We start from the raw sequence: 15,746 nt of genomic DNA on the forward strand, positions 1-15,746 counted from the left end.
CTTAAATAACAAAATTTTCAATAATATTAGTATTTCCTAGTTCTAAGTTAACGCTAAAACGTTCTCCTATTTGAGCATTAAATTCTAATGTTACATAAGTACTCCCACTTCTAGCGTGGGCTTCCATAACATTAATGCCTTTCTCATCTAACACTTTCACGATGAGATTATTGGGTAAGTAGGCTTGCTCATCGGATGGATGTACCTGCAACTTCAATTGGATTTCTACAGAATTCTTTGGTGTAAGTGTAATAACTAATGCCAGCGATTGTCCCGGAAGTTCTATTCCCATGTCAATCAGCTTACCCCGCGTCACTCCGTTTCGATAACGAAAAGCTAATTGTGGTGTTTTTGAGGCTAAAATTTTTTCTATCGGCTGCCAACCTGCATCAATTATATTTTGTAACCAGTAGCTCAACTTGACTTCTCTGGCGTTGCTTTCAAGTGAATCAATATATGCAAGTAAATCCTCAATAGTCTGTAACTCATTAAATAAAAGTTCACCAGCTTTTACTGTTTTAGCAAACCCGATTAAAGTTGCTTGTTGATGTTCTATATCTAGCTCAACTACAACTACACCGATTCTATCATCCGGTACTTCTGGTGGAATATAGCAGAGATTACCAGAGCTTACGGGGCGACATTCTAAGTAACCCAATCCACTCAACTTCAGGTCTGCCACATCTGCATAATAGTGCATAGCACAATTCCAACTATCGCTAGCCTTTGGATCTGTGGGAATGTTCATCATTTCCATGTAGTCATTCACCGCACATACAGCCAATGTATTAAGATATACCTGATTTCTCTTTTCTAGTGTTACCTGTTCATCAGCAAAAAAGCGTGCTATCTTTAGTGCTGCTTGGGTAATAGATACCGGAATAGATTTTTCTGCTAGGTTTTTAGTGCTATGAATCATAAGTTTCCTTTCATTTTTTAGATAGTTTTCTACTATATATATCTCTGCCTTAATTTCAAATTTCGTGATACCCTTGCCTAAGAGCAAAATTTCGTAAACGAGGTAAACATTCACGTTTGTAGAAGTTGGGCGCAGTTGATAAAGGTAAATTGAATTCTTTCGCAATGTTTTTCCAGGGGGTTTCTGGAGGTAAGCGTCGCAGGATTAATATTTGACAAGTTACATCAGGGCGTCCTTTAACATAAGTGCTGGCTAAGTCATTGTCTGGATCTGTAGAAGCCCACTGGTAAGTTTCTTCCAAAATTGGTGGAATATCAGCTGCTGCTGGTAAGTTTTCGATTGTTTTGGTTGTATTTTCAATTTCCAAGCTAGATAGGGGAATAGTCTTAGCTTGAATTTGGGCTTCTCTAGAGCGAAAATCTTGCAGTCGCCACTTAAGACAATTGTCGAGCCAGGTGATCACACTACAACTCTGGGGATTATACTGCTCTGGATTCCGGCAAAAATATAACCAAGTTTGTTGCAGAGCATCATTATAATAGGGTGTGTTCTCTTTCCAGAGTTTGCCCGATTTCATTACAACTCTAACTATCTCACTAAGTTTTTGCCGCCGCATCAAACTTTTTGCTGGATGCGAACAAGCTTTGGCAACGAGATGCTGGAGTTTTAGGTTGAGATTGCTTACCGTGTGGACATTTGTCATAGAAAATCCCCTGGTGAAATACTTGCAGAAGTAGTCTAGAGATGCCTCTGACTGTTTAAATTTCTGATACCTAAATTCATAACTTGATGTTTAATACCTAGATTATTAGAGCTTATTATCTAGTTATCAAACTCAAGTTCAAGTTTTTCGCAAAAATTCACAAAAAATTTTCTGACTAGTATTCCATCGCGGGACTTAGACAAAATTAACCAAAAAAGAGCCTTAAATCCATATATAGAAGGATGTTGACACCGATTTACTTAGTTTTTTGATATATCTAGGTTTAAGCTATTTTTGAAAATTTGGTGTATTAGACTTCTTGCATAAGTCGGGAAAAGGGGAAGGTGGGGCCCCCTCTGGGGATAAGGGGCGGGGGGAAGGGGAAAAAGTTCTGTATCGTCCTTTTCCCCTTTAACATGAACCCTTTTCCCTTTCTTGCAAAAAGCACTTTTGCAAGAGGTGTATTTACCTTATCCTGCATAGTTTTGAGGCTTGTTTCTCTCTTAAAAATGTTGAAGTCTCGATAGGATAGAAACATTTATTTCGAGACGCGCAAACGCGAGAAATAATACGTCCTTGTTCCAGCAGCCATACATTTATGTATGAGGTTCTCCCCCTGCCCCTTGTCCTCTTCATTGACTCCTGATCTCGTGTCCGGCTAAAAACTTATCATTTAGACCACACAGCGAAAGAGGCTTATCCGATTTTTGCACAAATGCGCTAATCATAAGTGATTAACCGGACTTGATATGAATTCTGAATTTTGTTGTATTTTGTGTAACTGGATCTAAAAATAATTCATTTAATATCAACAAATAAATCATTGAAATTAGAAATAAATAATTTTACAATAATACATGGAATTTTAAAAAACTCGTGTTAACTAAATCAAAAAACATTTAGTTAATATTAGTAATTATTTATTAAGAAAATATCTATTTTACAACTTGATCTTATGGTGGGAATAACCCACTGTAAAGATACTTACATTTTTTTAAGTTCAACCTAATGCAGCAATTCGGTTAGGTAATTTTATTATTTTAATTCAAAAAGGACAACTATGTTTGCTTCACCTATAGGCTGGCTGATTCCTGCGACCTTAACTATAATTAGTTTAGGCTTAAATATGCAAAGTGCGAAAGCACAAAGTAATTATAATAATTACACGTTTACTGCTGATTATAATACATTTGTCACTATTGACCCAACCTTCAGACCAGACTTAGGAATTGTTAGAGCAACTATCAAAGGTGAAAGTACCAAATCGGCTCCTTATGGGTTAGATTTATTTCTTAGTAATACCTATGGTAAACTTGAGCCTATTGAAAACCCATCGATTAATAAATATACCTTTAACTCAGATCCAAGCGTGTTTGGTTTAGAAGGAGAACTTGCATTCTCTGACAGATATTATGGCGGTGCTAGTGAATTATTTGGTAAAGCAAGTGACAGTGCTGAAATAAATTTTGCGGAAGGCATTATTAAAGGTGGTGGTACTATTACTATCTCTGGAGGAACAGGTTTATTCCAAAATGCTACAGGCACAATCACTTTTACTGAACAAGACAAACTTAATCCCCCTGGAACCCCTTCTCAAGGTTTAGCTAAACTGAATTTCACCTTGCAAACTCCTCAAGAAGTTCCAGAACCAAAGGCGACTACAAGTTTAATTGTTGTGGGTTTAATTGGAGTAAGCTTAGTCATTAGCCGACGCTATAAAAAAAGTTCTTTATCTACCATAATCGATTAAATATGCGAAAAAGAGGAGGCGATCGCTTCCTCTCTCCAAAAATTAGATCGTGCTGCTTTCGCCTCAAGTTTGTGTTACATATTTGTCATAACTATTAGAGGTTTGCATCTTGCCTATGCATATTTGAAGCAGCATATTTTAATGTTCCACTCACCATGTCGATGAAGGTAACAGCATCTAGACAACTTGCTTGCAAAAAGGAGTTCTGAGCTTTATCAATAAATCCGATATTATCGTAGTCTACCACAACTAGATGTGTGTCAGGAAAGTGATTATGGACTTTGGCAAAAGCAAGAGCTAATGAATCTAGACATTTTTTAAGGTCAATACGACCAAGAAACAAAATTAGAGTTTTACCTCTAGTTACTGGAAACTGCTGATGAAAAATCTCTAGCATTGGGAGTGTTTCAAATTATTGGTGGTGAATTATATTAGGAAGAAAAATAGTATTTTGTAATTGGAGAGAATTAATATTACTAACTAACTATAGTAATCCTAAATCATTTCTGAAAACTTATCATTTTTGATTTTATACTGCTTGCCTACTAAAAGTCACAGCCTTTTTTTATTCCTTTTTCAAGTCGAACTCACATAAAAACTAAATTGGCAGAGTAATAATAAACTTTGTTCCCTGACCAGAGGTTGATGAGCAGTTGATTTGTCCATTGTGTTTATCGACAATAATTTGGTGGCTGATAGCTAATCCTAGCCCAGTTCCTTTACCCACAGGTTTAGTTGTAAAAGATGGCTCAAAAATTCTATCTTGCACCTCAGGAGCCATACCAAGAGCATTATCCTCAATACAAATTGTCACAGTTTTTTGCTGATGATCGACCGATGTAGTAATCGTAATGGTGTTATGGCAAGCGGCTATCTTCTGATCTGAACACATTTGATGATATTCATCAAATGCATCAATAGCATTGGCGATAATATTCATCAGTACCTGGTTTATTTGTCCGGGATAGCAAACAATTGGAGGTAACTCACCGTATTGTGTGAAAACCTCGATTTTAGGACGGTCTACTTGCTCTTTTAGTCGGTGTTTTAATAGCATTAAGGTACTATTGATTCCTTCGTGAATCTGAAACTCTACCTTAGATGAAATATCAGATCGAGCAAAGGTTCTTAAAGAAAGGCTTATATCTTTAAGACGACCAATTCCCTGGTGCATTGATAAGAGAATTTTTGGTAAATCTTCAGTGATGTATTCTAAGTCAATTTCTTCAATAAGTTCTTCAATATCTAAATCTGGATGTGCTAGCTTTTGCTGTTGCAGATTTACCAAACGAAAGAGATCCTTGACATATTCCTCAATATGAAAGCAATTTCCACTAATAAAACCAATTGGGTTATTAATCTCATGACCTATGCCTGCAACAAGTTGTCCAAGGGTGGACATTTTCTCACTCTGGATTAGTTGTAGTTGGGTTTGTTGTAACTGTTGTAGAGACTGGGATAATTCTGCGGTACGTTCTTGTACTCTTTCTTCTAAGGTACGAGTGAGCTGGGAGATTTTTAGATGTAATTTTAATCGAGCAATAACTTCTTCATGTTGAAAGGGTTTGGTAATGTAGTCAACTGCACCAATTTCTAATCCTTTCACTTTATCTGTAGCATCGGTCAAGGCAGTCATAAAAATGACCGGAATATTCTGAGTGATAGCATTCGCTTTCAGCCTGCGGCAAGTTTCAAATCCATCCATCCCTGGCATCATTACATCCAGGAGAATCAGATCGGGATGGGCATATTCTGTTTGTTCGATCGCTGACTCTCCATCGGTTGCCATGAGTGCTTTCCAACCACATCCCTGAATCGCTTCAGAGAGAACCTTAAGATTATTTGGATTATCATCCACCAACAGGATACGCATTGGCTGCAAAAAAGATTCGGTCATCATGGATGTGACTCCGTTGCTACAAATGATTTTAGGAACTTACGAATTTTTGTGGTTTGAAAGTTGGCAGTGAGTTTGCTCAACTCAGTTGTAAAGGCAGTTAACTGAGTGTCTTGCTTGATTAGCTCTTCTATAATTCCCTCAATCGCTGAAATATCTCCCATCATTGCTAGATGATAGAGTTGTTGCAAAATATCCTGAGATGGCAAAATCAATTCACTATTATCTATTTGCTCATTCTTGGTAGATAACTGCTGAGGTTTAGATTGGGCATAGATCCAGTCAAATTCTAGTGGCGATCGCTTTGCTACTGCTTCAAAGGCAGAATGCAGGGCATTGAATAGTTCATCAATTTGCAGAGGTTTAGGCAAGAAAGCTGTAGCTCCTGCCTGTAAACTGTGTTGCCGATTTTCTTCAAATACGCTGGCACTAGAGACAATAACTGGAATAATCCGAGTTTGGGGATTTTCTTGTAAGTGAAACATTAGCTCAAAGCCATCCATATTAGGCATGGCTAAATCAAGCACAATCACATCTGGCTGATGTTCAGTTACCATCTGTAGCCCATGTTTGCCGTCGCTTGCTTCCAAGGTTCGACAACCGATTTCTTGTAGCATACTGCTCAACATAGAACGATGGTTGCGATCGTCATCGATAATCAAAATTTGAGGGACAGTACCCCGAATACCGACGATTTTCTGCTGGGTTGAGGCGATGTTTACTGGATGCCAGTCATGGGAAACTGGTACTGATACTGTCAAATCCAACCAAAATAGACTACCTTCACCTTGGCAACTCTGCACTTGAATTTGGCTGTCCATCAATGCCGCAATTCTTTGACTGATTGCTAATCCCAAGCCAGTACCTTCAGATTTTCGTCCAGCCTCACCTACTTGCTCAAAGGCTAAAAATATTTTCTCTAGTTGGTCTGATGACATCCCAATACCTGTATCTTCAATTTGGAAGCGAATCTTAGTGATTGGGGATTGGGGATTGGGGATTGGGGATTGCTTATTGTCGTTGTCTCCAGTCTCCAGTACATCTACTTTGAATGTCACGCTCCCATTGTCTGTAAACTTGATAGCGTTGCCTAATAAGTTGATCAACACTTGTCGTAGCCGCTTTTCATCTACTTGAATAACAAGTGGTAGGCGATCGCCCATCAAAACGTTAAATGCAATCCCTTTCTGATCGGCTCGAATACTGCAAATCTCGGTGACACCATGTAAGAAAGTGGGCAGATGTACATTAGTCGCAACCAATTCTAATTTACGAGCTTCAATTTTTGAAAGGTCGAGAATGTCATTGATGAGCATTAAAAGGTGTGTCCCACACTGGTAGATAATGCTGACTCCTTCTAGGTTTTTCTCTGTCATGTTTGGCGATGCTTCAAGCACCTGAGCAAAACCAAGGATGCCATTAAGCGGTGTACGTAGCTCGTGGCTCATATTGGCCAGAAACTCGCTCTTTGCTTCGTTAGCAGCATCAGCAGCTTGCTTTGCCTCCAGCAGTTGATGAGTTCGTTCTTCAACTTTGAACTCTAAGGTTTTGGAATAATCTAATAGTTGACTATTAGCAATTTCTAGTTGCCGATTCGCTTCTTCTAACTTCTGTTGTTTATAGGCATTAGTTGTGCCAACTACGCTGCTAATGAACGCAGCTAAGGCGGGTGTTACGGGAATTAGAACACCGTGCAAAAACATCCCGTAACCACCACCCATGAATGCGCCACTGATGCCTACGGTTGCCCAAAGAATTTTGCCGCCTGGAATCTGTCGCCGGGTACGCGCACTAGCTAAATACCAACTACCACCAGAACCAATAAAAGAGCATAAAAGAATCCAGAGTGACAAAGCCATTCCAGAAATACCATGCAGGTTTGCTTTCCCTGTTTTTGCTCCTTCTACTAATTGATGGGCAATATTGGCATGAATAACAACACCTGGTGTAGGTTTTTGGGCAGAAACCAAGGAAGAACTGAAGGGTGTGCTAAAGAAATCATTGGTACTAGCAGCAGTTGATCCAATAAACACCATGCGATCGCGCATCAGATTTGCAGGAATTTTTTCTGCCAACACATCTCGCATGGCAACTGTGCGAAACGCCGCTTCCGAACCGTACCAGTTGAGCAAAATTTGATAGCCCCCAACATCGGCATCAGAATAACCCGCTTCTTGACTATGTAATGGTAGGTAGATTTGATTGCCTAATCGAAACCTCTGCTGCTTTTCGTCAACGGATTCTAAAGTTATTTTTTCGGCTTCAAGGTACTTGAGGGCTACAAGAGTTCCCAGTCCTGCTTTAATTTTTCCCTCTTCCTTGGCATCTACTGCTGTAAGTAAGGCACGACGCACATGGCGATCGCCATCCAACACCAAATCTGCTAATCCGACTCGATCGAGTTTTTTCAATTCTGGTGGCGGATTGACATGCTCTCCGGTAATTTTCTCAACGCCTATCAAATTGGCACTGTTGCGGAAGACATTTACAAGTTGATCGTATCCACTGCCTTCGGGTAAATCTCGATAGAGATCCAAACCGATGGCGCGGGGTTGTTGCGCCTGGATTTTTTCTAGTAATTGTGTTAGTGACCAGTCTGGAATTGGCCACTTACCAACTGATTGGATATCTTGTTCATCAATTGTGACAATTATGATTTTGTCAGCTATTGTATTTTGCGTAGACGCGTTCGCAAAGCGTCTCGTAGAGAAGCAGCTTGCCGGAAGGCATCGCTGTCGTATCCATTCATCACGAAGTTTCCACTCAGGCAAATTAAAAAGTCCCAAAGACTGCCCAACTATAACTGTCAGAGCAACGCTGGGACTAATAATTAAAACACTGCGAGAGCGTTGGATGAAAGCTTGGAATTTACGCCACATAATTTCGCCAGAGGCTTAAATAATATTGATTAGTATTCGTCAGTTTTGACTCCACTAACATTTCTCTGAGATTGGGCATGAGGCATGGGACATTGGGCATTGGTCAATATCATACAAAGTTTTTCTTCCCCTGCTCCCCCTGCTCCCCCTGCCTCCTGCCTATTCTGCTACTAAGGGAACTGTTGCAATATCCTTTAAGCTAACTGAGGAAAGAAGTTCTTCCCATTGCTTGATAATAGCTGCATTTTTGGGTTGGGCGGTATGCAGCCCAGCCATTGTTGCTACACAGTCATACCACACCCCATTTTTACCGAAAGCTGCTGCTTGCTTTAAAGCATCTTTTTGCTGCATCGCTGTCGCCAGTTCAGCAGTAGGCTGGATACGCTGAATCCAACCATCAACGTAAGGTGTACTTGGGCCGAGTGTTCCATTCACTTTCAGGGCCAAAAACCATTGATAGTTTTTACCAACGGCTAAAGCAGGTGCATTGGCTGGTAATTTGACTGCGATCACCCCAGCTTTAAGAGCAACGGGAATGGTCATTTGATAATGTATATTGCCAGCTTCATCCTTGAGGCTAAACACAGCTTCTTCTGCATTAGAAGCAGGCAAATATACCAAAATTGTGGGGCGTTCAGACACCGTTGTGCCATAGAAGCTTTGGGGCAGAAGTGCGATTAGCGCTGCGGGCCCTTCTGCTGCTACAGTCGAAGGATTCAAGTAATAAGTACCAACGCGGGAAGCGCCTCCAGATGCTTGGTTTGGAGTGCTATTACCTTTAGTTGGGGTAAAGAGGTCGCCACGAGACGCTCCTCCTGTTGCTTGTCTAGGGGCGCTGTTACCTTTGGTTGGGGTAAACAGGTTGCCGCGAGATGCTCCTCCTGTTGCTTGTCTAGGGGTGCTGTTACCTTTGGATGGGGTAAACAGGTTGCCGCGAGATGCTCCTCCCGTTGCTTGGCTTGGAGCGCCATTTTTGACAGGTGGGGTAAATGTTACAGCAGAGGCACTAGCCCATGTACTGTTAGCTATCAGAGCAATGATGCTCAATGCACTAGTTAAATCTCGACGTTTCATGGTGTTTGACCTCATTTAATTAAATAGTGATAGAAAATACATGAAATCACTGTGCTAAAAACTTATGGAATACTTCTAAACACTAGCCAGAGTAAGGAAGCTTACTAGCATTTATATCCGAATGTAGCCTGAACTTCCATAAAGGAGATGTTTATTTTGTGTATATTCAGTTAGGAATATTACGTAATTACAGCCAGTTTCCAACCAAAACAAAGGCAGACCAAAAGAACGGATCATGGAAATCAGTTTGGCGAATCAGGTTAATTTGTGCTTGCCGTAGTGCTTCAGCTTTGGTGATTCTGGGTAGCCGTAGTTGGTTATAAAAGCGAGTCATGAGCATTTGGGCTGCCTTATCTTTGACTGGCCAAAGTGTGGCAATGGTAGAACGCGCACCGGATTTAACAGCCAAGCCTGCTAGTCCAAGAACGGCGCGATCGTCTCCTGTTGCAGTATCGCAGGCACTCAATACTAATAATTCGATCGCTTTTGATGAATCACCACTACGATTTTTGAGAAGTTCGGATAACTCCTTCACATTAAGTTGTCCATCCCACGTAAGTAAAAAGGTGTTTTCGAGACGGGAGCTAAATTGCCCGTGAGTTGCTAGATGAACAACATTGGCCTTACTTGATTTGACATGAGCCGCCAGGGCAAGACTTGTAAATTTTTCGTTCAGTAACATCGAAGATGGCACTGTCTGAGAAATTTCTTTTACTTCTGATTCCACAGATGGCAAGGCACTAAAACCAGCACGAGATTGGCTAATACCACCGATAATTGCATCAATGTGGTTTTTTTGGAGCGATCGCGCTGCCATTAGTTGCAATCCTGGTGAGAGTGCCACAGCATACTTCTCAATCAGATATTGCTTACCGTCATACAAGGCTGCCATTGGAATGTTCCGTAACCGACCATCCAAAACAAATACTAGTGTCTTAGTATCAATGAATGCTCGATCTACTTCTGCTTTTTGAATCAGCCAGTTATAAATTTGCTGAGACAATTGATCCCGAACTTTTGAGTCTGAGACTGGGTTGAGAGCAACTAGAAATTTATCTAAAGTTTGCTCAATTTCGGCTTGAGATTTTTGAGTGACATAATAACGCAGTGGTTGTCCAGCGTGAGCGAGAATTATTCCTAAGCGATCGCTTAAAATAATCGGATAAATAACCGTTGCTGTGGGGTCAACTTCATCAATCTGCTGGGCTTTATCTAAACAAGCTTCGCGGAAAAAGTTATCAAGTTCGGCGATTTGGAGTGACTCAATCAATTCACGCGCTTGCATCAATGCAGCCTGAGTTGGTTGCTCATCGAGAAGTAAACTCACTAGTTCTCGATACACAGGCTCTACACTTTCGCGGAAAGAAAATTGCAGATCGGGGTTGACAGCAACCATATCGCCTCGCAATGCCTTTAATGACTTAACTGCTTCTGTATAGGTTGTAATTGCTTTGGAGCGATCGCCCTGTTGTTTATACAACTTTCCTACCTGCCATGCTGATTGAGCAATGAGATCGTCAGCTTGGAGTTGACGGGCAATATTGAGGGATTTCTCGGCTAATTCCTTTGCCTCAGACCACTGTTTTTTACGACTGTAGAGTTGTGCCCACTGATGTAGCGCATAGGCTTGGGCGGTTGCATCCTGAATTTTTTGGGCAGACTTAACTGTGTCTGCCATGAGTTGTGCCAAATCTTTGCTTGGTAAAACTTGATCGGGGTTTTCTAAGCGATTCAAGGTTGCTACAAAATTAATCGCTGCATTAAGGGAAGTATGACTGGGTGCTAATTCTGACAACTGTTGTCGTAATTGAGGCGCGAGGGGAATTGCATATTCTAGTTTGTTATAATCTACCAATAATTTGAAACGAGCTAAACGCGCTTGTAAAGCTTCATTCGGATTCGTAGCTGCTGTTTGGGCATCTTCAAAGTAATTTAATGCTGCTTCTGGATCTTGAAAGTCAGAGGCAACTTTCCCTAGACTCGAAAGAATAGAACTTAACTGAGTTTTAGCGGCAATTTTATTCGCTATGGCTAAACTTTGTTCTAAAACTTGTTGGCTTTTATCATCACCGATCGCGTGCAAAGCTAAACCTAGCGATCGCAACCCACTAACTTTGATTTCCGAATCTGGCATTGCTGCCAGGTTTTGCGTTAACGCCTCCAATTGTTGTTTCGAGCGGCGATAAAATCCCAAACTTTGTAAGGCTTGTGCCTGGTTAATTTGACTGCCTATGCTGCCCATTTTATCGCCTGCTTGCTCATAATATTTTTGAGCTTGTTGCCAAGTTTCTAGGGCGGCTTCAGTTTTGTCTATATGTAGTTGTAAATTTGCTTGAGTATTCAGTATTTGCGCCCAGATAATCGCATCGACAGAGGGTTTAACCGATTGCAAAATTTTTATACTTTCTTCGATAGATTGTTTAGCTGCTTCCCACTGGTTTAGTTCTTGTTGTGCCAATGAGAGGTAACTTAAGCTTAGGGCTTCGTTGGTGCGATCGCCTTGATTATAATACTGTTGTGCTGCCGTTTGCCAAACCTTGATAGCTTCTGCAAAATTTCCCGATTGGTAGAATTTCCGTCCTTGCTCTAGGCTGTTGGCTGGTTGGGCAGAAGCGAGAACAGAAGTTGTTATTGGTGGAGATGCTTTTACAGGTGTAATGGTAAATGCTAAACACAAACTTAAAATGCTGAGGCTGGTATATAACCAACGAGTTTGTTTAATTCGGAAAGCCATAAATAATTATTTATTATTGAGCAGTTTGTTTGAAAATTAGTCACAGCATAAGTGTTTAGAAAATGACTGTATGTATAATGCCCAACTTGTAATGCCAGCTATCAGTTGAAGAGGGATTCACATACTAGAAAAATTAACTTCTCTTAAGAGCAGCACATGTTAATGGTTGCCGTACCTGAGCTTTATATTTATCTCCAACTAACTCAATGCCCTGAGCGTTACGATGCCAATCAGTAGCTTGAATTTGAGTTTCTGAAGATGGGGGTGTTTGGGCAGTGACACCGCCGATTTTGCGGTATGCAGTCATAGGACTTACGCACACTCTACGAATTCTTCTCTACGAGACGCTGCGCGTTGGCGGAAGCCTCTCGCAGAGAAGGCGTTCTTGGCGTCTTCTCTACGAGACGCTACGCGAAGGCGGTTCGATAAATTAAGCTTTTCGGCAATTTTTGCGTAAGTCCTGAGTCAGATCACGGACATCAGACTAAGTGCGATCGCCTCGATTAAAATGGCGAATAGCTGAGTGAGAAATACAGCCCATTCTCTTGGAGCGATCGCTTTTCACCGTCTACCGATATCAGGGGAATGCCCCAATCCAGCCTAGCTGAGAATTTATCGCTCTGTTGCCACAAAAGTCCTAGTCCAGCACCCACCAACGTACTGGATGATGGATTGTCGCCCTTGCTATTCCAGCCTTTGCCCACATCAATGAATGGTGTTAGTTGTAACACTCCTCCAAGCTTGGAGGCACGCACAATGGGCAACCGGAATTCAGCCGAAAACAACATACCATTGTCTGTTAGTAGTGCATCCTGGCGATAACCCCGGACACTTAGCTGTCCACCAAGACCAAATTGCTCTAAAGGTACGAGGGAATCTGCTGCTAGTTGTAAATCACCTCTAACTAAAAACAGAGTATCTGGTGCGAATTGCCGCACCCACTGCGCCTGTCCCCGCCAAGCAAAAAATCGGCTATCTGGGGCATCTTTATTGACATTGGCATCGAACCAATCTACCCCGACGCTAAATTGCGATCGCGCTGCAAAAACTTGTTTATTGCTGCGTTGGGTATATTCTTGGATAAAACGCAGGGCGGAAATCTTGGTTTTTCCCTTGGCATCTGCACCGGGTGATAAAGGAAACCCGCCAATATTATCAAGACCTAACTCTGTTTGGCTTTCTTGGCGTGAGAACGATAACCCCACTGCTAATTCCTGAGTTGGCTTTTGCACTAATGGTTGCCGATAACCAAATTCGTAAGACGTAGTGTTTGACTGAATATCAAGGACGGTAAATGGTTTTTCAATTACGTGGTTCCAGCCTTGGTTAAAACCGAAGAATACCGTGCCATTGTGAGCATTAATTGGCAATGTGTAATTCAGATTGATTGTATTACTACCATCGGTATTGGCGTATCCGACACTGAGAGTATCACCAAAGCCCAGTAGATTGGCTTCTTGCAGATTCACACCCCGGCGAAAACTGCCAACACTGGGCGATCGCCCATTATCTAAAGTTGTTGTCAGCGAAAAAGTATCGGCTTCTTTAACCTCGACTTGCAATATATTGGTTCCGGGACGTACACCCATCTGCAACTCAGCCGATAGGTTTTGAATACGCGGATCAAGGCGAAGCAGTTGCAGTCTTTCTATTAAGCGCGGTACATTCAGGGGTTGGCCAGCACCGAGTTGGATGCGATCGCGAATATATTGGCTACGCAATCGCCGATTACCAACGATTTTAATTTCTTGCAAACTGCCTTCGACTACCTGAATTTTAATGACTCCAGCTTCTATTGTCTGCGGTGTAATTAAAGCACCCGTAGTTACATAACCCTTATCAGTGTAGAGCTTGCTAATGGCATCTTTGACTTGCAACAATTCTGCAAATGATACTTCTCGTCCCACAAAGGGAGCCGTAATAGTGGCAAAATCTTCTGGTTTGAAAACTGTACTCCCAACAACTTCAAAGCGATCAACCCGGAATTTAGCATTAGGATCATCCTCTCCTAAAGTGGGCTGATCGGGTAGTTGTGGCGAAGGAAGTAATTGATTCTGATCTGATGGCTGCGGTAGTACATCTATCCGGTCAGGCGGTAACATTTGAAGATTAGAAGTTTGGGCGTAGGCGCAGCCTTTTGTAGACATTACCCGATCATAGTTGCACAATACTGCTGCTATAACAAAGCCGAATATTAGAGGTTTTAGTGTTGTTATGCGAAGTTTACGAATCAGTTGCTGTTTTTGCGTATAGTTAATTATCGATTCTTTCTTCGCATTTAAATACATACGCATAAATACTTAGCCATTTTTTAACGCGATTTCATTATTAATATTTCCCTTGCCCAACTAGATAATTTATTTGGCATGACTGGTTATCTAATTAAGCTCCGATACTTGAATGTAACGACTGTTACATCATTTTTATATAAATATTCGCTGTATGTTTTACAATTGCCGTCAGGGTAAATACTGTTTTTTCTAAAGAAGTATCCCAAAACTTGATCTTTGTTCATGTTGGGTTTCACTTCGTGTAAGTAGCCTTAATAACCTAGATTCGCATTAAATTGGTATAAAAAGTTTGGCGTTGCATAAATGCAGGACGAATCATGTAAACACTGATATTTGCTTGCGCTTGTATAATTGATAACTATAAATTTAGTTACTTAAATATTAATAATGGAACAAAATAGCATAAAATTTTACAATATAGGCGTGTTAAGTAAGCTAATCGCCATTCATTTTTACAGGTTGATTTGCTTGTAATTAGCTTAATGACGTAAACGGGTATTTTCTCCTTCTACTCTGGTCATATAGGTTTTGCTCATAATATGATCTTCTGGTTAAATAAAACTGGAGTAAACCTTCCATCCATCTATGACGTGAAAATAGCACTGCCAATAGTAAACTTTCCTCCCACAATGATTTAAATATTTCTACACTATGATCTCCCAAGCCAAAATTCCTTACCGGATTAGATAGATGCGATCGCCCTGAGGTAGGGGACTCCAGAGAATAAATTACCTAATTTATTTAGATGATATTTTTCTTTTCCTCCTCTCCCCCAATCCTCACTCCGTAAGGGCCCCAAGTCCCCCTGCTTCCCTGCCTACACAGCGATTGATTATTTTTTTAATTGGAAGTCCCTAGAGAGCTTGATTTCATTAATGTGTATGTGGTTATCACCCACACAAGAACATGTGGTGATAGGATTAATGAAATTTTCAGTTCAGTCAATATCAAAAATGGTACGCACAACTCCAGGGCAGAAAATTCCAATTGATAAACTGCAAACCACACTGGGAGAATTAGAGAAGCTAGAAGAGAAGGCTAAAGAGGAATTATCCCTTCGAGAGAGTATTTACTTTCTGCGTGAACAACTTCAATCGGCACTGAAGAAAGGCTATAGTTATCAAGACCTATCACAGCTACTGGAGAAGCAAGAAATAAAAGTTTCAGCAGCAACACTTAAGCAATACTTAACCGAGATTGAAAAAGAAAAGCGTTCTCGTCAGCGAAAGGCTAAACCAAAACAAGTTTTATCTTTTGAAGATTCGACTCAGACTCCAACAGAATCATCGATAACACCAGCAGTTATAGGAGTAACTAAGGACTCTCAAAACACTCCGAAAGATGTATGTGTAGGTCAATTAACGGACGAGTCACAAGAGAAGCAATTATTGTCAAAAGGCGGTAAGAATTCTCAGAAAACTGTTAAAACTACTAGGCGACAAACGCCAAAAACTTCTAAGCCTAGTTCAGATATATTAAGTGAGTTTAATCAGTATTAA

General features: G+C 40.9%; 11 protein-coding genes and 1 pseudogene. 2 read left to right on the forward strand and 10 right to left on the reverse strand.

The features are described 5' to 3' along the window. Position 1: 1 nt before the first annotated feature. Positions 2-919, reverse strand: coding sequence for a DUF1822 family protein (locus RMY00_RS12355; protein ID WP_322647816.1), 918 nt, complete (start codon positions 917-919; stop codon positions 2-4). Between the two features lie 55 nt (positions 920-974). Next, entirely contained in the window at positions 975-1,622 is a 648-nt protein-coding gene (locus tag RMY00_RS12360) for a sigma-70 family RNA polymerase sigma factor (protein ID WP_322647817.1), read from the reverse strand. A 1,060-nt stretch (positions 1,623-2,682) separates the two neighbouring features. On the opposite strand from RMY00_RS12360, the gene RMY00_RS12365 reads away from it, so the two are divergent. After that, a complete protein-coding gene (locus RMY00_RS12365) occupies positions 2,683-3,372 on the forward strand; it encodes a hypothetical protein (RefSeq protein WP_322647818.1) in 690 nt (229 codons plus the stop codon). A gap of 94 nt (positions 3,373-3,466) precedes the next feature. Here the strand turns inward: RMY00_RS12365 and RMY00_RS12370 are convergent, their stop codons facing one another. The 8 genes and pseudogenes from RMY00_RS12370 to RMY00_RS12405 all read right to left on the reverse strand — a co-directional run. After that, entirely contained in the window at positions 3,467-3,769 is a 303-nt protein-coding gene (locus tag RMY00_RS12370; protein ID WP_322647819.1) for a hypothetical protein, read from the reverse strand. Between the two features lie 201 nt (positions 3,770-3,970). Beyond that, positions 3,971-5,272 (reverse strand): response regulator, encoded by a 1,302-nt coding sequence (locus tag RMY00_RS12375; protein WP_322647820.1) that lies wholly within the window; start codon positions 5,270-5,272, stop codon positions 3,971-3,973. Continuing rightward, positions 5,269-8,148: a CHASE2 domain-containing protein gene (locus tag RMY00_RS12380; RefSeq protein WP_322647821.1), complete on the reverse strand. Its 2,880-nt coding sequence runs from the start codon at positions 8,146-8,148 to the stop codon at positions 5,269-5,271. The genes RMY00_RS12375 and RMY00_RS12380 overlap by 4 nt, the downstream gene beginning before the upstream one ends. A 159-nt stretch (positions 8,149-8,307) precedes the next feature. Next, positions 8,308-9,222 (reverse strand): DUF928 domain-containing protein, encoded by a 915-nt coding sequence (locus RMY00_RS12385; RefSeq protein WP_322647822.1) that lies wholly within the window; start codon positions 9,220-9,222, stop codon positions 8,308-8,310. Between the two features lie 187 nt (positions 9,223-9,409). Beyond that, positions 9,410-11,956 carry a CHAT domain-containing protein gene (locus RMY00_RS12390; RefSeq protein ID WP_322647823.1) on the reverse strand — a complete coding sequence of 849 codons (2,547 nt, stop codon included), beginning with the start codon at positions 11,954-11,956 and terminating at the stop codon, positions 9,410-9,412. 133 nt (positions 11,957-12,089) lie between these two features. Beyond that, entirely contained in the window at positions 12,090-12,263 is a 174-nt protein-coding gene (locus tag RMY00_RS12395) for a hypothetical protein (protein ID WP_322647824.1), read from the reverse strand. A 196-nt stretch (positions 12,264-12,459) separates the two neighbouring features. After that, a complete protein-coding gene (locus RMY00_RS12400) occupies positions 12,460-14,250 on the reverse strand; it encodes a ShlB/FhaC/HecB family hemolysin secretion/activation protein (protein ID WP_322647825.1) in 1,791 nt (596 codons plus the stop codon). A gap of 479 nt (positions 14,251-14,729) precedes the next feature. Continuing rightward, a pseudogene (locus tag RMY00_RS12405) lies at positions 14,730-14,943 on the reverse strand (IS1 family transposase); the annotation flags it as partial. 257 nt (positions 14,944-15,200) lie between these two features. On the opposite strand from RMY00_RS12405, the gene RMY00_RS12410 reads away from it, so the two are divergent. Continuing rightward, positions 15,201-15,746 (forward strand): hypothetical protein, encoded by a 546-nt coding sequence (locus RMY00_RS12410; RefSeq protein ID WP_322647826.1) that lies wholly within the window; start codon positions 15,201-15,203, stop codon positions 15,744-15,746.

It is taken from the genome of Nostoc sp. ChiVER01 (assembly GCF_034531155.1).
Classification (GTDB): domain Bacteria; phylum Cyanobacteriota; class Cyanobacteriia; order Cyanobacteriales; family Nostocaceae; genus Nostoc.